16 protein-coding genes are annotated in these 24,919 nt (G+C 71.6%); 5 read left to right on the top strand and 11 right to left on the bottom strand.

Annotated elements, in window-relative coordinates; translation table 11 throughout:
• Positions 1–149 precede the first annotated feature (149 nt).
• Entirely contained in the window at positions 150–2,420 is a 2,271-nt protein-coding gene (locus OG521_35125; protein ID WUW26906.1) for an AbfB domain-containing protein, read from the top strand.
• Positions 2,421–2,806: 386 nt separating this feature from the next.
• On the opposite strand, the gene OG521_35120 is transcribed toward OG521_35125, so the two are convergent.
• From OG521_35120 to OG521_35075, 10 genes are all read right to left on the bottom strand, one after another.
• Positions 2,807–6,091: a PA14 domain-containing protein gene (locus OG521_35120; GenBank protein ID WUW25714.1), complete on the bottom strand. Its 3,285-nt coding sequence runs from the start codon at positions 6,089–6,091 to the stop codon at positions 2,807–2,809.
• 220 nt (positions 6,092–6,311) lie between these two features.
• Entirely contained in the window at positions 6,312–8,747 is a 2,436-nt protein-coding gene (locus OG521_35115) for a GH92 family glycosyl hydrolase (protein WUW25713.1), read from the bottom strand.
• Positions 8,748–9,015: 268 nt separating this feature from the next.
• Positions 9,016–10,113 (bottom strand): NADH:flavin oxidoreductase/NADH oxidase, encoded by a 1,098-nt coding sequence (locus OG521_35110; GenBank protein ID WUW25712.1) that lies wholly within the window; start codon positions 10,111–10,113, stop codon positions 9,016–9,018.
• A gap of 124 nt (positions 10,114–10,237) precedes the next feature.
• Positions 10,238–10,510, bottom strand: a complete 273-nt coding sequence (locus OG521_35105) for a DUF1876 domain-containing protein (protein ID WUW25711.1) — start codon at positions 10,508–10,510, stop codon at positions 10,238–10,240.
• 81 nt (positions 10,511–10,591) lie between these two features.
• On the bottom strand, positions 10,592–10,984 hold the full coding sequence (locus OG521_35100; protein WUW25710.1) for a hypothetical protein: 393 nt from the start codon (positions 10,982–10,984) through the stop codon (positions 10,592–10,594).
• Between the two features lie 33 nt (positions 10,985–11,017).
• Positions 11,018–14,200 (bottom strand): glycosyl hydrolase 115 family protein, encoded by a 3,183-nt coding sequence (locus tag OG521_35095; protein WUW25709.1) that lies wholly within the window; start codon positions 14,198–14,200, stop codon positions 11,018–11,020.
• A gap of 102 nt (positions 14,201–14,302) precedes the next feature.
• Positions 14,303–16,717, bottom strand: a complete 2,415-nt coding sequence (locus tag OG521_35090) for a glycoside hydrolase family 3 C-terminal domain-containing protein (protein WUW25708.1) — start codon at positions 16,715–16,717, stop codon at positions 14,303–14,305.
• A gap of 50 nt (positions 16,718–16,767) precedes the next feature.
• Complete coding sequence (locus OG521_35085; GenBank protein ID WUW25707.1) at positions 16,768–17,661, bottom strand: carbohydrate ABC transporter permease; 894 nt, start codon at positions 17,659–17,661, stop codon at positions 16,768–16,770.
• Positions 17,662–17,665: 4 nt separating this feature from the next.
• Positions 17,666–18,595: a sugar ABC transporter permease gene (locus tag OG521_35080; protein ID WUW25706.1), complete on the bottom strand. Its 930-nt coding sequence runs from the start codon at positions 18,593–18,595 to the stop codon at positions 17,666–17,668.
• Between the two features lie 2 nt (positions 18,596–18,597).
• On the bottom strand, positions 18,598–19,845 hold the full coding sequence (locus OG521_35075) for an extracellular solute-binding protein (protein WUW25705.1): 1,248 nt from the start codon (positions 19,843–19,845) through the stop codon (positions 18,598–18,600).
• Positions 19,846–20,059: 214 nt separating this feature from the next.
• Here OG521_35075 and OG521_35070 point away from each other — a divergent pair, with 214 nt between their 5' ends.
• The 3 genes from OG521_35070 (at position 20,060) to OG521_35060 (ending at position 22,918) form a co-directional block, all read left to right on the top strand.
• Entirely contained in the window at positions 20,060–21,118 is a 1,059-nt protein-coding gene (locus OG521_35070; GenBank protein WUW25704.1) for a LacI family DNA-binding transcriptional regulator, read from the top strand.
• 46 nt (positions 21,119–21,164) lie between these two features.
• Positions 21,165–21,707, top strand: coding sequence for a GNAT family N-acetyltransferase (locus OG521_35065; GenBank protein ID WUW25703.1), 543 nt, complete (start codon positions 21,165–21,167; stop codon positions 21,705–21,707).
• 122 nt (positions 21,708–21,829) lie between these two features.
• On the top strand, positions 21,830–22,918 hold the full coding sequence (locus OG521_35060) for an exo-alpha-sialidase (GenBank protein ID WUW25702.1): 1,089 nt from the start codon (positions 21,830–21,832) through the stop codon (positions 22,916–22,918).
• Between the two features lie 27 nt (positions 22,919–22,945).
• Here OG521_35060 and OG521_35055 read toward each other — a convergent pair whose 3' ends face one another.
• Complete coding sequence (locus tag OG521_35055; protein WUW25701.1) at positions 22,946–23,623, bottom strand: uracil-DNA glycosylase; 678 nt, start codon at positions 23,621–23,623, stop codon at positions 22,946–22,948.
• Positions 23,624–23,780: 157 nt separating this feature from the next.
• Here OG521_35055 and OG521_35050 point away from each other — a divergent pair, with 157 nt between their 5' ends.
• Positions 23,781–24,827: an ATPase gene (locus tag OG521_35050; GenBank protein ID WUW25700.1), complete on the top strand. Its 1,047-nt coding sequence runs from the start codon at positions 23,781–23,783 to the stop codon at positions 24,825–24,827.
• The last annotated feature ends 92 nt before the right edge of the window (positions 24,828–24,919 follow it).

The raw sequence follows: 24,919 nt of genomic DNA, 5'->3' as shown, positions 1-24,919 counted from the left end.
CACCGCTCCCCGCGCCATCCGGCGCGGGGAGTTTCCCCGTACCGGGGGCAGCCCCCGGCGAAGGAGACGAACCGATGAGCCGTTTACGTGTGCCCGGCCGCAGGCCGTGGTGGAGACGGGCGATCGCCACGACCGGACTGCTGGCGCTGGTGTCCTCGGCACTGGTGGGAGTCGGATCGGCGCCGGCCGGTGCCGCCTCCTGGGCACCCAAGCCGTCCCCGATGACGACGCCGTGGACCGCCCAGGTCCCGGTCGACAAGCCGCTGCCGGAGTATCCGCGCCCGCAGCTGACCCGGCCCGACTGGGCCAACCTCAACGGCATCTGGGACTTCGCGGTGACCGGCCGCGACGCCGGGCAGCCGTCCTCGTTCCCCGATCAGATCCGGGTGCCGTTCGTCGCGGAGTCCGCGCTCTCCGGCATCCAGCGCAGGATCACCGAGAATGACAAGCTCTGGTACAAGCGCACCTTCACCGTGCCCGCCGGCTGGAACGGCCGCCGGGTCGAGCTGAACTTCGGCGCCTCCGACTGGCAGACGACGGTCTGGGTCAACGGCACCCAGGTCGGCGCCCACAAGGGCGGCTACGACTCGTTCGCGTACGACATCACCCCGCAGCTCAACGGGGGTACGAACACGGTCGTGGTGTCCGTGTACGACCCGACGCAGACGGGCGGCCAGGCCGTCGGCAAGCAGCGCATCAACGACGTGCAGCCGCACAGCGGCGGCGGCATCTTCTACACCGCGGCCTCCGGCATCTGGCAGACCGTCTGGCTGGAGCCGGTCGCGGCGGCCCACATCACCCGTCTCGACATGACGCCGAACCTGGGCGACAGCACCCTGCGGGTGAAGGTGCAGGGCGCGTCCGCGTCCGGCCGCACCGCCCGGGTCACCGTCTCCAGCGGCGGAACCGTGGTCGGCACGGCCACCGGCACCGTCGGCTCCGAGATCTCCGTCCCGGTGCCCAACGCGCATCTGTGGACTCCGGAGGACCCGTTCCTGTACGACGTGAAGGCGGAGCTGCTCGACGGCTCGGCCGTCACCGACTCGGCAAGCGGCTACACGGGCATGCGGTCGATCGCCGTGGCCAAGGTCGACGGTGTGCTGCGGCCGGTGCTCAACGGGAAGTTCGTGTTCCAGACCGGCACCCTGGACCAGGGCTACTGGCCGGACGGCATCTACACCGCGCCGACCGACGCCGCCCTCAAGTCCGACCTCCAGGCCCACAAGGACCTCGGCTTCAACATGGTCCGCAAGCACATCAAGGTGGAACCGCAGCGCTGGTTCTACTGGGCGGACAAGCTGGGCCTGCTCGTCTGGCAGGACATGCCCGCCATGGACACCGGCAAGAGCCCCGGCACGGCGGCCCGCACCCAGTGGGAGGCCGAGTTCCACGCGATCATCGACCAGCACCGCAGCTCGCCCTCGCTGGTGATGTGGGTCGACCAGAACGAGGGCTGGGGGCAGTACGACCAGGCCAGGATCGCCAACGAGGTGAAGGCCTACGACCCCTCCCGCCTGGTGAACAACATGAGCGGGGTCAACTGCTGCGGCTCGGTGGACGGCGGCAACGGGGACGTGGTCGACAACCACATCTACGTCGGCCCCGGCAACACCGCGCCGACCGCGACCAGAGCCGCGGTCCTCGGTGAGTTCGGCGGCCTCGGCTACAAGGTCCCCGGACACGAGTGGTTCCCCGGCGGCGGCTTCAGCTACGAGGACCAGGCGAGCGTCTCCGCGCTGAACAACCGTTTCGTCGGGCTGCTCGACAGCATCCGCGTCGGCCAGCTGCCCGCGGGCCTCTCCGCCTCGGTCTACACGGAGATCACCGACGTCGAGAACGAGGCGAACGGGCTGCTCACCTACGACCGCCAGGTCGTCAAGGTGGACACCGCACGGGTGAAGGCCGCCAACCAGGCCCTCATCAACGCCTCACGCAACCCGGCCCCGCCGGTGACCCTGCCCACCGGGCAGTACAAGTCGCTCCGCGTCACGACGCCCGGGTACACCAACAAGTACCTGCGCCACCAGGACGCGCTCGCCTTCACCGAGGTCGTCGACGCGGGAAGCAGCGGACTGCTGAAGAACGACGCCACCTGGAAGATCGTCACCGGACTCGCCAACAGCAACTGCTACTCGCTGGAGTCCCGCAACTATCCCGGCGAGTACCTCCGGCACCGCGACTTCCGGGTCCGCCGCGACGCCAACGACGGCTCGGCGCTCTTCAAGGCCGACGCCACCTGGTGCGCCGTAGCCGGCACCGGGGGCGTGCGACTGTCCAGCGCCAATCTGCCGGGCAGCTATCTGCGCCACATCGATTCGGAGGTGTGGCTGGCCACACCGGGCGGCGGGCACGCCTGGGACAACCCGGCCACCTTCACCGAGGACACCACCTGGGCGGTGGAGGCGCCCTGGGCGCCGTGATCTGACCCGCCCGCTCCATCGCTGTGGCCGACGGCCCGGACACGACGCGACCGCGTCGCATCCGGGCCGTCGGTCTGGCGCGTCCCGACAGCCGGGGCGAGATACGTGTGCGGCTGCGCCGGCCGGCCGCCGCGGTCGCGAGCAGACACCCGCCACACCATGTCGCCGAGCCGATGCGGCCGTGAACATGCTGGGCAGCGAGGCCAGTTCGTCCCGTGGAAGCCCGGTCTGCGCCGCCGGGACGTCGTGGGTGCGGGTCAGGGTCACATGTCCCGGCACCTCCCGGCCCCCCACGCGGCGCATGCCGCTGCCTGCCGCCGCACGGATGCGGTGGCAGGCAGCGGTTTCGGTGCTTCAGGGGTTCAGCACTTCACGAACAGCCCGGACTACGGCTGCTCGCTGTCGTGCAGCGCGCTCACCTCGTCGGCGGTCAGGGCCTTGTCGTACACCGCGACCTGGTCGACGGAACCGTTCCAGAAGTCGGTGTTCCCACCCGACCACTTGGCGCGGCCCACGGCCAGGGCTCCGCTGCTGACGTCGGCCGATCCGGCCGGCGCGGTCGCGGCGAGCTTGCCGTCCACGTACAGCTTGATCTCGTCACCGCTGCGCACACCGACCACGTGGTACCACTGGCCGAGCTCGGGCTTCATCTCCAGCCGGGCGCGGTGGGCGCCGGGGGTGGAGAAGGCGAATCCGCCCTGGCCGTACTGGAGGTAGAACGGGTTCTCCTGACGCCGGCCGTCCTGGCTGACGATGGTGGCGTAGTTGCCGGGCAGGGCGTCCAGCGACGCCCAGGCGGAGACGGTGTAGTCGCCGGTGGTGTCGACGACCGGGCCGTCGGTCTCGGCGTACTGGCCCGCGCCGTCGAACTTCAGCGCCGAGCCGTGCACGCCGGCCGTCCAGGACGTGCCCTCGGAGAGGGTGAGGGTCTTGTGGTTCGGCCCGCTGTCGGCGGCCTCGGTGCCCTTGTTCTCGTCGAGGGACCAGGCGCCGCCGCCCTTGATCTCGTCCCGCTCGCCGGCGGCCGCGCCGGCGGCGATGACCTCTCGGTTGATCTTGCGGACCTGGGCCGGGTCGACCTTGATCTCGCGGCGGTCGTACGTCCAGAGCCCGTTGAGCTCGTTCTCCAGGTCGGTCACCTGGGTGTAGATGGAGCCGGAGAGTTCGGCGCCGGCCGCCTCCAGGTAGTACTTACGGGTGTTCTCGACGTACTTGGCGGTCAGCGCGGCCTTGTCGGCGACACCGCTGTAGATCGCGGTGGGCGCGCCGGGCCACATGTGTCCGGGCATCCGCAGGGTGAATCCGCCGTGCTCGCCGTCCATCGCCGCGCGGTTGTCGTCCGGGAAGGCCGGGTCGGTGTTGTTGTAGTCGTGGTGGTCGATGATGTCGCCCTTGCCCGAGTCACCCTTCGAGTTGCAGCAGTTGACACCGCTGTGGGCGTTGACGACGCGGGAGGGGTCGGCGGCCTGGACCTGCTCGGTGATCTTGCCGGTCTCGGTGCGGTCCCACTCGCCCCAGCCCTCGTTGAAGACGATCCAGGCACCGATCGAGGGGTAGTTGTGCAGCTGCTTCATCATCTCGGCGCCCTGGTCGAGGAAGGCCTTGTGGCCCTTCTCGCCGGTGAGGTTGCCGGAGACGAAGTCCTGCCACACCAGCAGACCCAGCTGGTCGGCGTGGTAGTACCAGCGCGCGGGCTCGACCTTGATGTGCTTGCGCACGGAGTTGAAGCCGAGGTCCTTCTGCGCCTTCAGGTCGAAGAGCAGGGCGGAGTCGCTGGGCGCCGTGTTCAGGCCGTCCGGGTAGAAGCCCTGGTCGAGCTGGGCGAGGGAGAAGAACGGCTTCCCGTTCAGGACCAGCTTCTGGTAGCCGCCGACCTCGGCGACACCGAAGGACCGCATGCCGAAGTAGCTGTCGACGGTGTCCTTGGAGCGGCCGTCGTCGAGGGTGACCTTCAGGTCGTAGAGGTAGGGGTCGTCAGGCGTCCACAGGTGCTGCTTCGCGACCGGCAGGCTCAGCTCGCGGTTGGCCGGGCCGGTGACGCTGCCGACGACCTTGCCCTTCTTGTCGCGGGCGACGGCGGTGATCCGGGCGGAGGACGAGGCGTCGGCGGAGTTGACCGTCAGGGCGAGCCGGCCCTTGCCGATGTCCGGGGTGGTCGTCAGGGAGTCGACGGCCGCCGGGGCTACGGGCTCCATCCAGACGGTCTGCCAGATGCCGGACGAGGCGGTGTAGAAGATGCCGCCGGGGTTGGCGGACTGCTTGCCGGTGGGCTGGTCGGCGCCGGTGGTGTCGGTGACCGCGACGACGATCTCCTGCTGACCGCTGCCCTTGACCGCGTCGGTGATGTCGGCGCTGAAGGCGGTGTAGCCGCCGGTGTGCTCGGCGACCTGCTTGCCGTTGACCCAGACGGTGGCCTGGTAGTCGACGGCACCGAAGTTGAGCTTCAGCCGGTTGCTCTGGCCCTTGCCGTGCTTGTCACCCTTGACGGCCCAGTTCTTCGGGACGGTGACGAGCTTGCGGTAGAACATGTGGTCTTCGTGGCGCTCGAGACCGGAGAGCTGCGACTCGACCGGGTAGGGCACGGTGATGCGCTCGCCCAGCTTCTTGCCGAAGACGGGCTGCTCACCGGCCTTGGCCCCGGCGAACTCCCACGGGCCGTTGAGGTTCTTCCAGTCGTCGCGCACCTGCTGCGGCCGGGGGTACTCGGGCAGCGGGTGGTTGCGGTCGACCTTGTCGCCCCAGGTGGTGGTCAGCCGGTGCGTGGACAGGTTCGTGGCGGTGCGGCTGATCTGGGGAACGGCCTTGCCGCCGACCTGGAGGCCGGCTTCGCCGTCGTACCCGACCCTGACCTGCTGGTCCTTCTGGACGGGCCCGGTCAGGGTGATGTCCAGCGCCTTGGCGTTGCCCGGCACCCGGGCGACGGACTTCACGGGGATCGGCGAGGTGTCGGCCTCGATGGTGAGGTGGTCCTTCAGGGCGGCGTAGTCGGCCACCTTGTCCTCGAACGTCGCCCGGAGCTTCAGGCCGTTGTCCGCGACGCTCAGCCCGACCGGGTAGACCTCGAAGTCCGCGGGCGGGGTGAAGGCGGACTCGGGCACGATCTGCCGGGCGAGCGTGGCACTGGACCAGCGCAGGAACATGTTCGCGCCGCCGGTGTCCTGGAACATCTCCAGCTTGAACGTGTGCGGCTCACCGGCCTTGAGCGCGACCGGCCTGCTGGTCTGCTCGTTGTCCCAGTCCGGCTCCCAGTGGTCGATGACCACCTGGCCGTCGATGAAGAGCCGGAAGCCGTTGTCGCCGCTCGCGGCGAAGGTGTAGTCCCCGTCCTCGGGGGCCGTGATGTTGCCGGTCCAGCGGGCGGTGGTGTTCTCGGTCCGGCCGGTGGTGGACTCGAACGTGCCGGTGAGACCGGGGAAGTTGATCTGCGGGTCGAGGGCGACCCCGCCGAGCTTGTCGAAGTCCCGCGCACCCGGCGCGGACATGCTGAAGTACTCGCCCTTCAGCCCGTGCACGGCGGTGGCCGGGTCACCGGCCTTGAAGGTGGTCGCGGAGGCGGTGCCGGCGGCTGCGGCGGGGGTGGCTGCGGCGGCCGGGACCAGGGTGGCCCCGACGGGGACCAGCAGTGCTGCGGCCACGGCCGCCGTTCGGAACAGAGCGCGGGGGCGGGGCATTTGTCGTCTCAAGGCGTCGTCCTGTCGAGAGAGCTGAAGTGCCTCGAACCTGTGAGGCACAGCACACAATCGAACATTGAGCCACAGCATCAAACGCAAAACAACAGTCGTGCACAGAGAATTTTCAACGATAGAAACTTCTGGCACCGAACCCGTGCCACGCCTGTGCCGGATCGCCGCGCACACGGCGCGGCCGATCCGGCACAGGCTCGCCGTCCGGCTACCGCGGCAGCCCCGAAGGGGCCGTGGCCCACGAGGTGTTGGCGGTGGCGGACAGCCGGTAGACGAGCGAGCCACCCCGGCCGAGCAGGCTCGCGTCCGTCCACGAACGGTCGTGCGCGCGCCCGTCGACCGTCACCGCGTCGATGTACGGATGGCCGGCGTCGGCGGCCGGAGCGGTGATCGTGATGTCCCCGCCGTGCGGCCGGTCGATCACCGCCTTCGGGAACAGCGGGGCGCCCAGCAGCATCGAGGCGCCGCCCGGCGTCTGCGGGTAGAGGCCCAGCGCGGAGAAGACGTACCAGGCGGACATGGTGCCCAGGTCGTCATTGCCCGGCAGCCCGCGCGGGCCGGTCCCGTAGACCGTGTTCAGGATCTCGCGGACCGTCTCCTGCGTCTTCCACGGCTGACCGAGGGCGTTGTAGAGCCAAGGGGCGTGGATGCCGGGCTCGTTGGTGGGGTCGTAGCGCACCGCGTCACCGCCCTTCACCGACCAGGAGCCGTCCGCCTTGTGGAAGAAGCCGTCCAGGCGCCGCGCCGCGATGACCCGGCCGCCCATCGCCTCCGCGAGCCCCTGGACGTCCTGCGGGACCATCCAGGTGTACGTGGCGCTGGTGCCCTGCGCGAAGCCGCGGTCGCTGCCCGGGCTGAACGGCCCGGCCCAGGAGCCGTCGAGGTTGCGGGGCTGGATGTAGCCGTCGGTGCCGGCCCCGTCCGTGGCCTGCGCGTTGTACACGTTGCGCCACCAGCCGCCGCGCTCCCTGAACGCCGCGGCCTCCTCGTCCCGGCCGAGCAGCCCCGCCCAGCGGCCGAGCGCGTCGTCGGCGACCGCGTCCTCCAGTGTCTCGGCGGCGCCGCCCCAGCAGTGGCAGACGTCCTGGGGCGCGTAGTGGGAGTCCAGGTACTGGGCCAGGTTGGGACGCTGGCCGGTGCACTGCCCCGGGCAGCCCGCGTCCGAGAGCCCGTCGTCCACGGGGACGGTCGCCTGCCGCGCCAGCGACTCGTACGCGCCCTCGTAGTCGAAGTTCCGCACCCCCATGGCGTAGAACGTGGCGAGGGTGGCCGCGGTGGGGTCGCCGGTCATCACGTGGGTGGCGCCGTTGATGTGCACCCAGCGGTCCCACACACCGCCGTTCTGCCGGGCGAAGTTGTACAGCGACTGGGCGAAGTCCCCGGCGATCTCCGGCTTGATGAGGGCGAGCAGCTGGATCTGCGCCCGGTACTGGTCCCAGCCGGAGAAGTTGCTGTACTGCGCCCCCTGTCCGCGCTCGATCCGGTGGGGTTTCCCGTCCATGCCCGGGTAGCGGCCGTCGGTGTCGCTGATGATGTTGGGCTGCATCAGGGAGTGGTACAGCGCGGTGTAGAAGGCGGTGCGCTGCGCCTCCGTGCCGCCGCCCGTGCGTACGGAGGCCAGCTCGCGGTCCCAGCTGCGGCTCGCGGCCGCCGCGACGTCGTCGACGCCCGCGTGCGGGGCGATCTCCGCCTTCAGGTTGGCCTCGGCGCCGGCCTGGCTGACGTAGGAGATACCGACCCGCATGTGGACGTCGCTGTCGGTCGTGGTGTCGAAGCCGACCCAGCCGCCCGAGCCGCGGCCGGCCCGGTCCGCGCCGGTGGCGTAGCCCTCGCCGCCGCTGCCGGCGGTCGAGCCGGGAGCGAGCGTGCCGTCCTTCCAGGTGCCGGTGGAGGAGAAGGCGCGGTCGAAGGAGGCGGTGAAGTAGAGGCGGTAGTAGCTCTTGCGGTTGTTGGTGCCGCCGTTGGCGCGGCGGCCGCAGAACGCGCCGGTGAGCACCGAGCCCGTGACCTTGCGGCGGGCGGTGTCGATCCGCACCTCGGCGTCCTCGCTGCCGTTGAGCGAGTTCGAGACGCGGAAGAGCAGGTTGGCGGGTTTCCCGGCCGGGAAGGCGAAGTCGGCCACACCGGCCCGGCGGCTCACCGCGAGGTCGGCGGTGGCTCCGGAGTCGAGGCCGACGGTGTAGCGGCCCGGCACGGCCCGCTCGTCGTCGTGCGAGAAGTCCGCGGCGTAGACGGCGTCCTTGGTGTCGGCCGACGGCGACGAGGTGATGTCCCCGACGAACGGCATGACCGGGATGTCACCGGCGGCGCCCGGGTCGCACCCGGCGCCGTTGACGTGGGTGAGGCTCAGGCCGCGCAGCCGGGTGGTGTCGTACTGGTAGCCGTTCGCGGCGCCGGTGCCCGTCTGGTCGCCCTTGGTGCTCGTCGGCGACCAGGCGATCATGCCGTTCGGGGCGGTGGCGCCCGGAAAGGTGTTGCCGCCGTTCGCACTGCCGATGAGCGGGTCGACATAGGCGGTGGGGCGGGTGACGGGCGTCGCGGCCTCGGCGGCGGGCAGGACGGCGGCGGCCAGTGCGCCGGTGATGACCACGGCGGCTGTTCGCGCGGCGAGGCGCCGGGGCGCGGTCAGCGGTCTGGGGGGCATGTCGCGGTACCTTCCGGGGAGTTCGGACAACGTTGTCAGCGACCGGGGTCCGGCCGGTTGCAACGGTGATCGATTCGCGGCCGAGCGTAGATCCCCGCGGCGCAGGAGGGAATGCCCCGGCAGCCATCCCGGGTGAACGCGCGATGAACGGATGCCGCGATCCGGACGGTACGCACGCAACCGCCCTCCCGGCAGCGCCCGGGCCACCGCCGGAGGACGGCGGGGGCGGGACGTGCGGGGAGGGCGGTCGCGTGCCCCGGGCGATCGGTCAGATCGCGTAGGCGTACTGCTCGGGGGCGTGTGCCCGGGCGCTCAGTTCGCGGGCCGCGTCCTGTGCCCAGGACGGGCTGCGCAGCAGTTCGCGCCCCAGGAGCACGGCGTCCGCGCGCCCCTCGGTGAGGATCTTCTCGGCCTGCTGCGGGTCCGTGATCAGGCCGACGGCGGCGACGAGCAGCGAGGTCTCCCGCCTGACACGCTCGGCGAAGGGGACCTGGTAGCCCGGTCCGCTCTCGATCCGGGCGCGGGGCGCGTTTCCGCCGGTGGAGACGTCCAGCAGGTCGACGCCGTGGGCGCGGAGCTCCTCGGACAGCCGGACGGTCTCGTCGGCGGTCCAGCCCTCGCGCTCGTCCTCCGCGTTCTCGGTGAGCCAGTCCGTGGCGGAGATGCGGAAGAAGACGGGCAGGTCCTCGGGCCACACCTCGCGTACGGCGTCGACGACCTGGAGGGCGAAGCGGACGCGGTTCTCGTAGCTGCCGCCGTACTCGTCGGTGCGGTGGTTGCTGTGCGGCGAGAGGAACTGTCCGACGAGGTAGCCGTGTGCGCCGTGGATCTCGGCGACCTGGAAGCCCGCTTCGACGGCACGGCGAGCGGCCTCGCGGAAGTCGGCGACGACGCCCTGGATCTCGTCCACGGTCAGTTCGTGCGGCACGGGGTAGCCGGTGTCGAACGGGAGGGGGCTGGGGGCGACGGGCGTCCAGCCGTGCGCGTCGGCGCCGACGGGTCCGCCGCCGGTCCAGGGAGCGGCGGTCGACGCCTTGCGGCCGGCGTGGGCCAGCTGGATTCCGACGGCGGAGCCCTGCGCCTTGACGAAGTCGGTGATCCGGCGGAACGCCGCGACCTGGGTGTCGTTCCAGATGCCCAGGTCGGCCGGGCTGATGCGCCCCTCGGGGCTGACGGCCGTCGCCTCGGTGAGGATGAGGCCCGTTCCCCCCGTGGCGCGGGCGGCGAGATGGGCGAAGTGCCAGTCCGTGGGCACGCCCGTGTCCGGCCCCACCGGTGCGGCGCTGTACTGGCACATGGGTGCCATCCACACCCGGTTGGGCACGACAAGCGACCTCAGGGTGAAGGGCTCGAAAAGGGCACTCACGACGGACTCCGTTTCGCCGGGTACGGAAAGGATCGCTAGTACGATACATCCCGTACTACGACGTCCGTCAAATTACGACGCCTCTCGTACAAGGTGACGCGGAAAGCGCCCGGGCCCCTCTCGCTCAGGTCAGCGGGTACGACGTGCGGCCGGATGCCTCGTCGATCTCGTCGTGCGCCTTGGTCAGCAGCTTCATCGCCAGTTCGTTGAGTGCGCGGGCCCCCGCGATCTCCTCGCCCACCCGGGGCTGTTCGGAGTCGGAGGGATGGCGGCTGGCGTAGCCGTGGGCCCGCACCTCGCTCCCGTCGGAGAGCCGCACCAGGGCGGCCGCGCGGGTGCGATGGGTGTCTTCCTCGAATTCCAGCTCGATGTGCCATCCGACAGCCGTCTGCGTCATGGCGCTCACCTCCGGGGACTCCCCTCCAGGGTGCGCCCCCGGCCGCGACCGTGCGCGGCAGGGCGGGGCCGCCGACCGGCGTTACCGCCCGCTCTGGCGCCGACGGCGCAGCGTGATCCGGGCGTCGGCGTCGTACGCCTGACTCCAGCTGCGGCCCGCGCCCGACTTCCAGGTGACATGGGCGGTGTCCCCGTCGGTCCGGACGGCGTCCACCGTCATGATCCGGTCGCCGTCGCGCACGTCCCCGCGGCGCAGCTCGTCCGCCCGGACGGTGACGGGGTCCGCCGACGCCGCGCTCTCGGCCTCGTCCGCCGCGAGGCCGAGAGCGGCGGCCAGCTCACGGGCACGGGCCGGGGTGCAGAGGAGCACGCGGTCTCCCGGCGGTGTGCCGATCCTGATCTCGACCGTACTGCCGACGGGGGTCACTTCGAGGTGCTCGGCCGGCGCGCCGGTGCCGTCGTTGCCGCTCTTCATTCGCTCTGCTCTCCCTGGCCCGGACCCCCGGGCTCAGTGCAGCCGGAGGCTCTCCGGCGGGCCCAGGTAGCTGGGCTTGAGTCCGCCGGTGTCGACCACCAGGTTCTGCAGCACCACCGTCGGGTCGACCATCCAGAATTTCAGCACATGCACTCCGGCGTCGCCGATGTGGTGCACCGTTTCGGTGATGTTGACGTTGTCGGAGGTGTGGCGGGCCCACTGCGGGTTCATGGTGCCGTCGTCGGCCCCCGTCACCTCGGTGACGTTCACCGTCTGCGGTGCGGCGTCGTCGAAGGAGACGGCGTACGTCAGTCCGTCGGTCGGCAGCGGATTGTTGCGGGGCGAGAGATACGCGTGCACGGTGACCGGGCCGGTGGTGAAGAGGCTGACCCGGTACTCCAGCCGCGGGCCGGCGCCGCCGGGGGTCTGCCGGGCCGCGGTGACCGGGAAGGGCTCCATCCCGGCTCCGGTCCTTCCGATGTCCGGGATGCGCTGCCAGCTGATCCCGTCGCCGCCGACGGCCCGGCTGTAGTGGTCGGCCTCGATGGAGACGTACCCGTTGGCCTCGACGAAACCGTCCAGGCGCGAGCGGGCCACGGCGGGACGGTCGACGACCGCCGTGACCACCACCTCCGGCCCGTCCGGTCCGCTGACCGTGACCGGGACCTCGGTGACCCCCTCCGGGGCCCTGTCCCAGTCGACCCGCAGGGTGATCCGGTCCTGCCGGTCGACCCGGCCCCGGACCCGGTCCGCGATCAGCCAGGGGGCACCGGTGCGCACCCGGTAGCCGAACGGGGCCCGGCCCCGGTTGAACACCTCGATGTACTGAGCGGGCTGGCTCTGGTACGGGCTGAAGACGGGCAGCACGGCCGCGCTTCGCTCGTGCGGCCACCACCCCGCCGAACCGTCGACGGCCACGCCCATCTCGGCCCCGGAGGGCAGCTCGATGCGCTTGACCGCCGGGAACAGCACGTCCTTGAGGGCGACGTTGTCGATCTCGGGCTGCTGCCACGGGGCGTTCGGTCCGTAGCGGGCCACATCGCCGTAGTCGATGTGCGGCTGGGTCTGGAATCCCTGCCACTTCCCGCCCGCCACCTGCGTGTTGAAGCGGGCCGCCAGGGCCAGGTCATCGGCGAGCCGGGCCTCGGCGGCAGCCGCGAGGTCATTGGTGAGGGCCCGGCCCTGCCGGGCGTAGTGCAGGTTGGTGAACTCCGCCGCGCGCAGCGCGTACAGATTGGCGGTGGCCAGCACCTCGTAGCCGACCAGTTCGTACCAGGCGTCCTGTGCGGACGCCGGCAGCCTGCGCCCGACCCGTTCCGCCTCGGCGCCGAGCGTGCGCCACTCCTCGGTGACCCGCTCCAGTTCGCGGTAGTCGACGATGCTGAACGGCGTCGCCCCGTCGTCGTACACGATCGCCGAGCTGTCCTCGGCGGGGTCCTTGGCCGGATCGAGGGTGATCTTCCGGTTGAGGAGTTCGGGCTTGCGCCGCGACTGGAGCCGGGCGTACGTGCGCAGCACCTCGGCCACCGCGGCCGCCTGGTGCTCGCCGAAGTTCTGCCGGGCGTACTGCTCCTCCCATTCCGGCAGCCGGTCCAGGGTCCAGCGCTCCGGGTTCCAGGCGTACTCCAGGAAGAACTGCGTGGGCAGTTCGTTGCCCTTGAGGTCGCCGGCGTTGGTGACCCACAGACCGTGGTTCCCGTAGGCGACGGACTGGTGGAGCTGGTCCCACATGTTGGGCAGGGAGGCGGTGTCCACCCACTTGTAGTTGCGGCCGACACCGACGTAGTCGAAGTGGTAGTAGAGGCCGTAACCGCCCGCGCGGGCGTCGTTCCCCAGGTCGGGCAGTTTGCGGATGTTGGCCCAGTTGTCGTCGGTGAGCACCACCGTGACGTCGTCGGGGACCCGCAGCCCGCGGTCCCAGTAGTGCTGGACCTCCTTGTAGAGCGTCCAGACCTGCGGGATCGTGGTGACGTCCCGGCCGGAGACCTCGGCCAGGATCTGCCGCTGGGTGGCGATGATCTCGGTCATCAGCTCGATGCCGTCGCCGTCGGGCAGGCTGACGTCACCGTTGCCGCGCATCCCCAGGGTGACGACGCCCTCGAAGTCCTCCTCCTTCATCCGGCGGATGCCGTCGGCCCAGTACGCCTTGATCGCCTCGGCGTTGCGTCGGAAGGACCACTCGCCGGTGCCGCCGTAGGGGTCGTGGCCGGGGACGGTGACGGCTCCGGTGCTGTCGCGTACCGCCGCGACCGCGTGGCGGTTCCACTCCTCGATGCCGCGCATCATGGGCGCCTCGTGCGAGGTGCCCATGACGACGCCGTACGCCTTGGCCGTGGCGTGGTTGAGCGGGTCGTCCTCGGCGAACGCGCGGCCCCAGACGGCGGGCCAGAGGTAGTTGGCCTTCAGCCGCAGCATCACTTCGAAGATCCTGGCGTAGAAGCCGGCGTTGAAGCCGCCCTCGAATCCGGGCGCCTTTCCGGGGCCGAAGTACGCGGGGGCCCAGGTGCCGAGCGCCGGGTTCTCGTCGTTGATGAAGAAGCCGCGGTACTTCACGGCCGGGGTGCCCTGGCTGTGACGGCCGGGCAGGACGTGGATCTCGTCCCGGTGCACGGGGGCGACGTCGTCCCACCAGTACCAGGGCGAGACGCCGATGCCGCGCGAGACGTCGTACGTACCGAAGATCGTGCCCCGCTGGTCGCTGCCCGCGATCACGAAGGCGCGGTCGACGCCGGGCAGCGGCTTGTCCACGACGGTCTGGAGACTGGTCTCCCACCTGCCCCGGATCGCGGAGACGTCGAGCTTGCCCCTGGCGATCAGCCCGTCGATCAGCGGGCTGCGGCCCACGGTGCCGATGACCGTGATCTCGCGGGCCCCGGGCACCGCGCCGTGTGAGAGGGCGGGGCGGACGCCGGTGACACGTTCGATGTCGCTCCGCAGGTCGCCCGCCACCCGGACGACGCCGTCCCAGTCGCGGTCGCTGACCAGGATCGGGGCGGCGCGGCCGTTCCTGACCAGCGCGAAGCTGCCGGGCCTGGCGGCGAACGAGATGTACGCGCCGGGGTCGGACGGCCGGACCGCCGGGCCGTGACCGGTCGCGGACGCCTCGGCGGACAGTCCGAGGAGGGAGCCGAGCGGTGTCGCGGTGAGGGCCGTGAGGCCCAGGCCGAGCCCCAGCGCCGATCTGCGGCTGGTGTGCCGCGGAACGTTGTTGTCCATACTGCACTCCTGTTTCGAAAGTTTCGTGGGCCTCCCCGCAGCGGCGTCAAGGCCGGATCGGGCGGGGAGGCCCACGTGGACGGGGCCCGGCGGGAGGACCGGTCAGCGCACGGCCGGCTCCGGCAGGGGCGCGGGCTCGACCGAGGTGCCGCAGACGAGCCGGCGACGGTGGTCGACGACGCGCTCGGGGCCGGTGAGCCGCAGCCGTACGGTCCGGCGGACGTCGGCCGCGTCGCTGGAGGTGGCAAGGCGCAGTTCCAGCTCACCGGGCTCGACGATCCGGCGGCCCGCGACACCCGTGAAGGACGCCAGATCCGCGTGGAAGCGGAACCGGACCCGGGCGGCGGCGCCGGCCGCCAGCGGAACCCGGGCGTAACCGATCAGCCGGGCCTGCGGGCGGGTGGTCTGGGCGACCGGGTCGTGCAGGTAGAGCTGTACGACCTCCGCCCCCTCGCGCTCGCCGCTGTTGCGGACCGTGATCTCGATCCCGGTGGAGCCGTCGGTGGGGAGCTCCGCGGGTACGGACACGCCCGGCTCCCAGTCGAACGTCGTGTACGACAGTCCGTGTCCGAAGGCGTAGAGCGGTGTCGGATCCAGATTGCTGACCCCGCTCACCAGCCCCAGCGGCGGCTGCAGATACGTCCACGGCTGGCCGCCCGGCCCCCGCGGCACGCTTACCGGCAGCCGGCCGGAGGGGTTGACCCGGCCGGAGAGCACCCCGGCCAGCGCCGCTCCGCCCTCCTCGCCGGGGAAGAAGGCCTGCACGACGGCGGCCGTCCGGTCCGCCCAGCGCCCCAGTGCGTACGGGCGGCCCGTCAGCAGCACCAGGACCACCGGGGTGCCGGTGGCCAGCAGGGCGTCGAGGAACTCGCCCTGCACACCCGGCAGCGAGAGATCGGCCGCGTCGCAGCCCTCGCCCGACGTACCGCGGCCGAACAGCCCGGCCCGGTCGCCCAGCACGGCGACACAGACGTCGGATTCGCCGGCCAGCCGCACGGCGTCGGCGAACCCGGAGGTGTCCGTGCCGTCCACCTCGCAGCCCGCGGCGAATCCGACACCGGAGCCCGGGAACTCCCCGCGCAGCGACTCCAGCACCGTCGGCACGTCGATCCCCGTCTCGGCCTCGGGGTGCGAGACACCGACGTGGCTGGGGAAGGAGTAGCAGCCGAGCATCGCCAGCGGGTCGTCGGCGCGCGGCCCGACCACGGCGATCCGTGCGCCGTCACGCAGCGGCAGCGTGCCGCCGGGGTTGGCGAGCAGCACGCAGGCCTGTTCGGCGAGTTCGCGCGCCAGTGCCCGGTTCTCCGGGGGGTCGAGGTCGACGGTGTCGCGGGCCTCGTCGGGGTCGGCGCCGGCGAGCACGGTGGGCAGCGGTGACCAGTCGGGGTCGAGCAGTCCCAGTTCGCACTTCTGCAGCAGGACGCGGTGCAGGGCGCGGTCGACGAGCGCCTCGTCCACCACGCCGTCCCGCACCGCGCCGACCAGGACGTCGCCGTAGCTGCGGACGGTGGGCAGTTCCACGTCCACGCCCGCGGCCAGGGCCAGCCGGGCGGCGCCGGCCCGGTCGGCGGCGACCTTGTGCAGGGTCTCCAGGAAGCCGATGCCGAAGTAGTCGGCGACGACGGTCCCGGTGAACCCCCAGGTGTCCCGGAGCAGTCCGGTGAGGAGCGCGGGGTCGGCGGCCGCGGGCACGCCGTCGATCTCGGCGTACGAGTGCATCACCGAACGCGCCCCGCCCTCCAGCAGCGCCATCTCGAACGGCGGCAGGATCACGTCCGCCATCTCCCTGGCCCCGGCCCGTACCGGGGCGAGGTTGCGGGCACCGGCGGAGGCCGCGTATCCGGCGAAGTGCTTGAGCGTGGCGATGATGCCGGCCGACTCCAGCCCGCGGACGTAGGCGGTGCCGATGGTGGCCACCAGGTAGGGGTCCTCGCCGATGGTCTCCTCGACCCGGCCCCAGCGCAGGTCGCGCACCACGTCCAGGACGGGTGCGAGTCCCTGGTGGACGCCGACCGCGCGCATGTCCGTGCCGATCCGGCGGGCCATCTCGGCGACCAGGTCCGGGTTCCAGGCGGCACCCCACGACAGGGGCACGGGGTAGGCGGTGGCCCCCCAGGCCGTGAAGCCGGCCAGGCACTCCTCGTGGGCGAGGGCCGGGATACCGAAGCGTCCGGCCCCGGCGATGCGGCCCTGGGCGCGGGCCAGGGCGAGTGCCCCGACGCCGGGGTCGACGGGGGCGGTGCCGAAGGGGCGGGTGAGCTGGCCGAGGCCGCGGGTGGTGAGGCCGTCCCAGTCGACCGGGTCGACCATGTCGTTCTGGTGCGGGGCGACCCCGTCGCCGTCGGCGTCGGCGCCCACCCAGATTCCGTACAGCTGGGCGGCCTTCTCCTCCAGGGTCATCCGGGGGATCAGGTCGGCCACCCGCTCCTCGGGGGTGCGGGAGGGGTCGCGCCACGGTCCGTCGACGGCCGGGGCCGCTCCGGCGCCGCGGGCGTGCGGGACAGCGGGGATTGCCATGGGGGCAGGGGTTCCTCTCATGAGTGCGGTGGTGCGGGGCGGCGTGGGGGCTACTTGCCGCCCACCCCCATCAGTCCGTTGACCAGCGCCTTGCGCGCCACGAGGTACACCGCGAAGATCGGCACGACGGAGAGCACGATCGCGGCCAGCACGGCGGGGATGTTCATCCCGAACTGGGACATGAAGTTGAACAGGCCCAGCGTCAGCACGCGGTGCTCCTCCGACTGGGTCAGGATCAGCGGGAACAGGAAGCCGTTCCACGCCTGGAGCGCCGTGTAGATCGCCACCGTGCTGATGCCGCCCTTGGACATCGGGATCGCCAGCTGCCACAGCATCCGCAGCGGTGTCGCGCCGTCGAGCGCCATCGCCTCGTACATCTCCTCGGAGACGTCCCGCATGGTGCCGCTGAGGATCAGGACCGCCACCGGCATCGCGAAGGCCGCGGTCGGCAGGATGATCGCGGGCAGGCTGTCGTACAGGCCCAGCTTGCTGATCAGCAGGTACAGCGGCACGATCACCGCCTGCGCGGGGATGGCCACGCCGAGCAGGAAGGTCCGGAAGGCGAGCGAGGAGAGCCTGCTGCGGGCCCGTACCGCGACATAGGCGACGGGTACCGAGAGCAGCAGGACGATGGCCACGGTGGCCACCGCGACGATGGCGGTGTTGGTCAGCATCCTGGCGAAGCCGCTGTCCAGGACCGTGCGGTAGTTGTCGAGCGTGGGATGGGTCGGGACGGCCAGCGGGTCGCCGTTGAGCGCCTCGTCCTGCCGCATGAGCGACGAGGAGACCAGCGTGTAGAGCGGTACGACGACGAGCAGCAGCCAGACCGTCGAGCCCAGGCCGGCCAGGGGGTTGCCCCATCTCCTGCGGCGCCGCGCGGCGGTCTGCCGGCCGCGGGTCACGGGTGACGCGGGGCGCGTCTCGGGGCGGGTGTCGATCGACATCGCGTCACATACCTTCCCGGGTGGACCGCATGTTCCCGAAGCCGCTGAAGCGGACCAGGACCAGCGACAGGGCGGTGGCCACCACGACGAGCGCCGTCGCGATCGCCGCGGCGTAGCCGAGGTCGTAGGTCTGGAAACCGGTCCGGTACATCAGGTACGGGAGCACGGTGGTGTCCGTGCCGGGGCCGCCCCTGGTCATGATCAGCACGGTGTCGAAGTAGGTCAGCGATCCGACGATCATCAGGACCGATGAGGTCGTGATGGTGTGGCGCAGCTGCGGCAGGGTGATGTGGAAGAACTGCCGCAGCATGCCGGCGCCGTCGATCTCCGCCGCCTGGTAGAGGACCTGCGGGATCTGCCGGGTGCCGCCCTGGTAGATCAGGGTGTGGAAGGGCATGAACTGCCAGCCGCCGACGAACGCGACGGTGAGCAGCGCCCCGGTGGACGAGCCCATGATGTTGGGGTCGATTCCGAACCAGGGGCCGATCTTCTTGATCACGCCGAAGTTGGGGTCGAGCAGCGCATGGAAGAGCATCGCGATGGCCGTGGTGGAGAGCAGCAGCGGAATGAAGAAGACCGCCGAGAGCACGGCCCTGCTGCGCTGTCTGCCCGCCGCCCAGACGCCGAGCAGCAGGGCCACGGGGGTCTGGAACACCCAGCTGACCGAGGTGAGCAGCAGGCTGAGCCAGGCGGCCTGGCGGAACTCCGGGTCCTTGAACAGCCGGGTCCAGTTGTCCAGACCGATGGGGGTCGGGGAGTTCAGCCCGTCCCAGTGGCAGAAGGAGAGGTAGACGGCGATCGCCAGCGGGACGATCGCGAAGAGGGCGAAGAAGAGGATGCCGGGCACGGCCCAGCCGACCGAGGGGCGGCCGACGTGGCCGCCGGCCGCCTTCGCTCCTCCGCGCACCTTCTTGTACGAAGAGACGTGGGACATCGCTACTTGACGGCCTTCATCGCGGCGACGAACTGCTCGGGCGTGGAGGTGCCGGCGAACAGCTTGCTGATCTCGGTGAGCAGCGGGGTGGCGTAGCGGGACTCCAGCGCCTGGTCCCAGGAGAGGGTGAAGCTCGGGGCCTTCTGGACCATGTCGTACTGGTCCTTCGCGTACTGCGGGTTGGGCGAGCCGCTCAGCATGGAGGCGGCGTTGGACGTGGTCGGCACGTCACCGTTGTCGACCAGCGCCTGGGCGTAGGACTTGGAGGCCATGGTCTTCAGGAAGGCTATGGCCGCGTCCTTGTGCTTGGTGCGGGAGTTGATCGACCAGTAGTTGGTGGGGTTGCCCACCACGTCGGCCGGGTCCCCGACACCGCCGGCCACGGTCGGGAAGTTGGCCCAGCCGAGGTCCTTCTTGGCGAACTCGGGCGCCTTGCCGAGCTGGGTCGAGTACTCCCACGAGCCCATCAGGTGCATGGCCGCCTTGCCCTTGCTGAGCAGGGTGGGTGCGGCGCCGCTGCCGTAGTCGACGGAGTTGAAGTTCTTGCCGAAGGCTCCGCCGTCGACCAGTTCCTTCACGGTCTGGGCGGACTTGAGGACCGCGGGGTCGCCCCAGCCGGAGGAGTCCCCGTTCTGGATCTTCTTGAAGACCTCGGGGCCGCCGATCCGGTCGAGCAGGTACTCCATCCACATCAGCTCGGGCCACTTCTCCTGGCCGCCGAGCGCGAAGGGGGTGATGCCCTTGGCCTTGAACGTGGTGATGGCGTGCTGCAGGTCCTCCCAGGTCCTGGGGGCCTCCAGCTTGTTCTCGGCGAAGAGCTTCTTGTTGTAGAAGAGCATCACGGGCTGCATGCCGCGCATCGGCACCCCGTAGATCTTTCCGTCGAGGCTGCCCGCCTCGACGATGGACGGGAGGAAGCCGTCCTTGAGCGCGGCGTCGTTCTTGACGGTCGAGGTCAGGTCGACGAGCTGGCCGGCGTCGAGGTACGGCTTGATGGAGCCGCCGCCCCAGTTGTAGAAGATGTCCGGGGCGCTGGGCGAGCCCATGGCGCTGCGCAGCTTGTTGACGTACTCCGTGCCCGGGACCGGGATCAGCTTGACCTTGACCTTCGAGGTCTTGTTGAACTCCTTGACCGCCGCCTGCTGGATCTTGACGGCGTCGTCCCCGTAGACGTACGCCGTGATCGTGTCACCGCCGCCGCCGCTGCCGCCGTTCGATCCGCAGCCGGCGAGCACGCCTGCCGTGACCATGGCGGCACCGGCCGCGGTCCATCTCGCCGCACGCGAACTCCGAGTGAAAATTCCCGACCCCATGACCGCACCTCTGTCGAATGTTTCGGCCTTGCTTGCGAATGTTGCCGGAACCGTACGGTCGGGTTTCGGGCCCGTCAAGAGGGGCGGCGGAGGAAATCCCGCTCGGGGTCCAGCCCCTGCCTCCCTGCGGCGGGGAGCTACGATTCCCGGTATGAGCCCCGCAAACGTCCAGTCACATCAGGAGAACGCGCCCACCGGCGAATCGTCGGAAGGCACCGCCACCCTGGCGGAAATCGCCCGCGCGGCCGGAGTCTCGGCTCCGACAGTTTCGAAGGTGCTGAACGGCCGCGCCGATGTCGCCCCGGGGACGCGGACCAAGGTCGAGGAACTGCTGCTGCTGCACGGCTACCGCCGCAGACGCGGCTCCACCACCCAGTCGCAACTGATCGATCTGGTCTTCCACGAGCTGGACAGCGCGTGGGCGATGGAGGTCGTCCGCGGGGTGGAGAACGTCGCCCGCGAGGAGGGGCTGAGCCTGGTGCTCTCCGAGAGCGCGGGCCGGCTCACCCCCGGGCAGACCTGGGTGGACGGGGTGCTGGCCCGCCGGCCGGTCGGGGTGATCCTCGTCCTCTCGGACCTCACCGCCGCCCAGCGCGCCCAGCTGACCAGCCGCAGCATCCCGTACGCGGTGGTGGACCCGGCGGGCGACCCGGGGGACGACGTCCCCTCGGTCGGGACGACGAACTGGCAGGGCGGACTGGCCGCCACCCGCCATCTCACCGGACTCGGGCACCGCCGCATCGGGGTCATCAGCGGGCCCTCGCGGATGATGTGCAGCCGGGCCCGGGTGGACGGCTACCGCGCCGCCCTGGAGACCGCGGGCCTGCCGATCGACCCCGAGCTGGTCCGCGAGGGGGAGTTCCAGCACGAAGCCGGGTACACGGCGGGGCTGGAGCTGCTGCGCCTGCCCGACCGGCCGACGGCGGTCTTCGCGGGCAACGACCTCCAGGCGCTCGGCGTCTACGAGGCCGCCCGTGAGCTGGGCCTGCGCATCCCGGAGGACCTCAGCGTCGTCGGCTTCGACGACCTGCCGCTCACCCGGTGGATCGGGCCGCCGCTGACCACGGTGCGCCAGCCGCTGACGGAGATGGCCGAGACCGCCGCCCGCCTGGTCGTCGACCTCGGGCGGGGCAGGCAGCCGGCGACCACGCGCGTCGACCTGGCGACCAACCTGGTGGTGCGCAGCAGCACGGCGGCGCCCGGCCACTGATCAACTCCGTTGCGCGGGCCGGCCGGCGTCCGTACCGTCGCGCGGCATGAAGACCCCTGTCCTGCGCACCCGGCGGCTGCTGCTGGAGCCGTACACCCCCGCCGACGAGGAAGGGTTCGTGGCGCTCTTCCAGGACGCCGGGGTGGCCCGCTGGATGGGCGGGGGACCGGCCACGGAGGCGGCGGACCGGGCGCTGTTCGGGCGGATCTTCACCAAGGTGTACGCGCGGGACCTGTTCGGCGTGTGGGTGGTGCGGCAGGACGGGCGCGCCGTCGCGCACGCGGAGATCAAGCCGTCCCCCACCCCCGGCGTGGACGGCCACGAGATCGTCTACGCGGTGACCCCGTCGGCGTGGGGGCGGGGGCTGGGCACCGAGATCACCGAGGCGCTGCTCGCCCACGGCTTCGGCACCCTGGGCCTGGCCGAGGTGCACGCCACCGTGGACCCCGCCAACGAGGCCTCGCTCGCCCTGCTGGGCCGGACCGGTTTCCGTCACGTCCGGGACATCCCCGAGGACGACGGGAGCACGGCCCTCCTCCTGACCCGCCGGAAGACGGCCGCCGAGGGGCCGGAGCACCGGGTGCGCTGAGCGCGGGCGCGGGCGCCCGCCGCGGATGCGACGAGTGTCCGGAGCCGTCCTGCGCGCCACTGTCAGTGGCTGGGTGCAGACTGGCGCGTATCCGGCACAACGGCGTTTCGGGAGGTTCGGTCATGACCGATGTTCTGCTCACCGTCGGCACCCGCAAGGGGCTCTTCATCGGCCGCAGGCACGGCGGGGCGTGGGAGTTCGACGGACCGCATTTCAACGCGCAGGCGATCTATTCGATCGGCATCGACAAGCGCGGGAAGGTCCCCCGCCTGCTGGTCGGCGGCGACAGCGCGCACTGGGGCCCCTCCGTCTTCCACTCCGACGACCTCGGTGCGAGCTGGGTCGAGCCGAAGCAGCCGGCCGTGAAGTTCCCGGAGTTCACGGGGACGTCCCTGGAGCGGGTCTGGCAGCTGCACCCGGCGGGCCCCGAGGCGCCCGGTGTGGTGTACGCGGGCACGGAACCGGCCGCGCTGTTCCGTTCGCGGGACGGGGGCGAGTCGTTCGAGATCGTCCGCCCGCTCTGGGAGCATCCGACGCGCTCGCGGTGGGTGCCCGGCGGGGGCGGCGAGGGGCTGCATACGGTGCTGACCGACGAGCGCGACCCGCGCTCGGTCACGGTCGCCGTCTCCACCGCGGGGGTGTTCCGGACCACGGACGGCGGCGAGAGCTGGGCCCCGGCCAACAAGGGGGTGTCGGCGGTCTTCCTGCCGGACCCGGACCCGGAGTTCGGCCAGTGCGTCCACAAGGTCAGCCGGGACGCGGTCGACCCCGACCGGCTCTACCTCCAGAACCACTGGGGCGTGTTCCGCAGCGACGACGGCGGGGACAACTGGACGGACATCGGCGCCGGACTGCCCTCCGACTTCGGGTTCGCGGTGGCCGCCCACCCGCACCGCGCGGACACGGCGTATCTCTTCCCGATCAACGCCGACGCCGACCGGGTGCCGGCCGACCACCGCTGCCGGGTCTTCCGGACCACCGACGCGGGCGCCAGCTGGGAACCCCTGTCGGCGGGGCTGCCCGACGGCGCGCACTACGGCACGGTGCTGCGCGACGCGCTCTGTACGGACGATGCCGATCCGGCGGGCGTGTACTTCGGCAACCGCAACGGCGAGGTGTACGCGAGCGAGGACGACGGGGACAGCTGGCAGCAGCTCGCCTCGCATCTGCCGGATGTCCTGTGTGTCCGGGCCGCGGCGGTCGACGGGTGACGGGCGGGGCGCCCGCCACGCCTACGGCTACGGCAGGCGCCAGTCCACCGGCTGCGCCCCCTGGCGGACCAGGAGTTCGTTGGTCTTGCTGAAGGGGCGCGACCCGAAGAAGCCGCGGTCCGCCGACATCGGGGACGGGTGGGCGGACTCGATCGCCGGGTAGTCGCCGAGTGACGGCCGGAGGTTGCGGGCGTCGCGCCCCCAGAGGACGGACACCAGCGGGGTGCCCCGCGCGACCAGGGCCCGGATGGCCTGCTCGGTGACCTCTTCCCAGCCCTTGCCGCGATGGGCGGCGGGCTTGCGGGGTGCGGTCGTCAGCGCCCTGTTCAGCAGCAGCACGCCCTGCCGCGTCCACGGGGTCAGATCCCCGTTCGACGGGCGCGGCAGGCCCAGGTCCGTGTTCAGTTCGCGGTAGATGTTCTCCAGGCTGCCGGGCAGCTGACGGACGTCCGGTGCGACCGCGAAGCTCAGCCCGATGGCCATGCCCGGTGTGGGGTAGGGGTCCTGACCGACGATCAGCACCCGAACTTCGTCGAAGGGCTGCTGAAAGGCGCGCAGGACGTTCGCCCCCGACGGGAGATAGGTGCGGCCCGCCGCGACCTCCGCGCGCAGGAAATCCCCCATCTCGGCGACGCGCCCCGCCACGGGGGCCAGCGCCCGGGCCCATCCGGGCTCCACCACTTCGTTCAAAGGTCGTGCTGTCACGCGCTCACCCTACCGGCGTAACGGCGGCCTCCTCCCGCCTCCCCCGACGCCGCCGAACTCGTGGGCCGGGAGGGCTCCGTGGCGACACCGCCGACGGTGCGCCGAACGTCTGCGGCTAGGCTGCCGCCGTCATTCCTCTGCTTACGGGAGCCATTCCATGGAGTCACACGGGCACGCGTCCGGGGAGCATGTCCTCGGCGTGGACTCCGGCGGTTCCGGGCTGAGGGTGGCGCTCGGCACCGTGGGCGGGGAGACCCCCCTGGCCACGGCGGTGTGCGCCGAACCGGTGCGGACCGGGTCCTCCGGCATCGACGCCGCCCATCTCCTCGAACAACTGCTGCCCACCGCCCGCCGGCTGCTCGCCGGGCACGGCGGCGGTGACCGCGTCGCCACCGCGGCCATCGGCGCGGCGGGCATGGCCACGCTCGGCGACCAGCTGCGCGCCGAGCTGCCCGCGGCGCTGGCGGACGCGCTCGGCGTACGCACACTGGCACTCGCCGCCGACGCGGTGACGGCGTACGCGGGGGCGGTCGGACAGCGCCCCGGCGCGGTCGTCGCGGCCGGCACGGGCCTGATCGCCCTGGGCACGGATCTGACCGGGTGGCGGCGGGCCGACGGCTGGGGCCATCTGCTGGGTGACAGCGGCGGAGGGGCCTGGATCGGACGGGCCGGACTCGACGCGGCGATGCGCGCCCACGACGGCCGGCGCGGCGGTTCCGCGGCGCTGCTGGCCAGGCTGGAGGCGGTGTTCGGGCCGGCGCCCGGGCTGCCCGGCCTGCTCTATCCGCGGACCGACCGGCCCGCGGTCCTTGCCTCGTTCGCACCCGAGGTGGCCGCGTGCGCGGCGCACGATCCGGTCGCCGACGGCATCCTCCGCGACGCCGCGGCCCACATCGCCGAGGCGGCCGCCGCGGTGTGCCCGAAGGCCGGGGCGGACGACGAACCGTATGAAGTGGCGCTCACGGGTGGCTTGTTCCGGATGGGCGACCCGCTGCTCGAACCGCTGCGTGCCGAGCTGGCGCGACAGCTGCCGCACGCACGGGCGGTCCCCGGTTCGGGTGATCCGCTGATGGGCTCCCTGCGCATCGCACAAGCGCTGGCCAGGGGCGGTCTGAGGCTGCCGCACCATCCCACGCTGCTCCGCGTCACCGTGTCCGCGCCGGGGACCGGCCGTATCCCGGGGGTGACAGAGCAGGGCAGTTGACCAGTAAGCCGCTCATCGGATAAATGCGGACAGACGACGCTCGACGGGGCCCTCCCCGAGCAGCGGGGTACCCAAAACCAGTAGCATGCGGC

The organism is Streptomyces sp. NBC_01463 (assembly GCA_036227345.1).
Taxonomy (GTDB): domain Bacteria; phylum Actinomycetota; class Actinomycetes; order Streptomycetales; family Streptomycetaceae; genus Streptomyces.
Note: the sequence above shows the minus strand (reverse complement) of the source record. Positions and strands in the feature narration are given on the sequence as shown.

Coding starts and splice junctions, on each gene's coding strand:
- OG521_35120 (WUW25714.1), bottom strand. CDS start 6,091: ATGCCCCGCCCCCGCGCTCTGTTCCGAACGGCGGCCGTGGCCGCAGCA.
- OG521_35115 (WUW25713.1), bottom strand. CDS start 8,747: ATGCCCCCCAGACCGCTGACCGCGCCCCGGCGCCTCGCCGCGCGAACA.
- OG521_35105 (WUW25711.1), bottom strand. CDS start 10,510: ATGACGCAGACGGCTGTCGGATGGCACATCGAGCTGGAATTCGAGGAA.
- OG521_35100 (WUW25710.1), bottom strand. CDS start 10,984: ATGAAGAGCGGCAACGACGGCACCGGCGCGCCGGCCGAGCACCTCGAA.
- OG521_35095 (WUW25709.1), bottom strand. CDS start 14,200: ATGGACAACAACGTTCCGCGGCACACCAGCCGCAGATCGGCGCTGGGG.
- OG521_35090 (WUW25708.1), bottom strand. CDS start 16,717: ATGGCAATCCCCGCTGTCCCGCACGCCCGCGGCGCCGGAGCGGCCCCG.
- OG521_35085 (WUW25707.1), bottom strand. CDS start 17,661: ATGTCGATCGACACCCGCCCCGAGACGCGCCCCGCGTCACCCGTGACC.
- OG521_35080 (WUW25706.1), bottom strand. CDS start 18,595: ATGTCCCACGTCTCTTCGTACAAGAAGGTGCGCGGAGGAGCGAAGGCG.
- OG521_35075 (WUW25705.1), bottom strand. CDS start 19,845: ATGGTCACGGCAGGCGTGCTCGCCGGCTGCGGATCGAACGGCGGCAGC.
- OG521_35070 (WUW25704.1), top strand. CDS start 20,060: ATGAGCCCCGCAAACGTCCAGTCACATCAGGAGAACGCGCCCACCGGC.
- OG521_35065 (WUW25703.1), top strand. CDS start 21,165: ATGAAGACCCCTGTCCTGCGCACCCGGCGGCTGCTGCTGGAGCCGTAC.
- OG521_35060 (WUW25702.1), top strand. CDS start 21,830: ATGACCGATGTTCTGCTCACCGTCGGCACCCGCAAGGGGCTCTTCATC.
- OG521_35050 (WUW25700.1), top strand. CDS start 23,781: ATGGAGTCACACGGGCACGCGTCCGGGGAGCATGTCCTCGGCGTGGAC.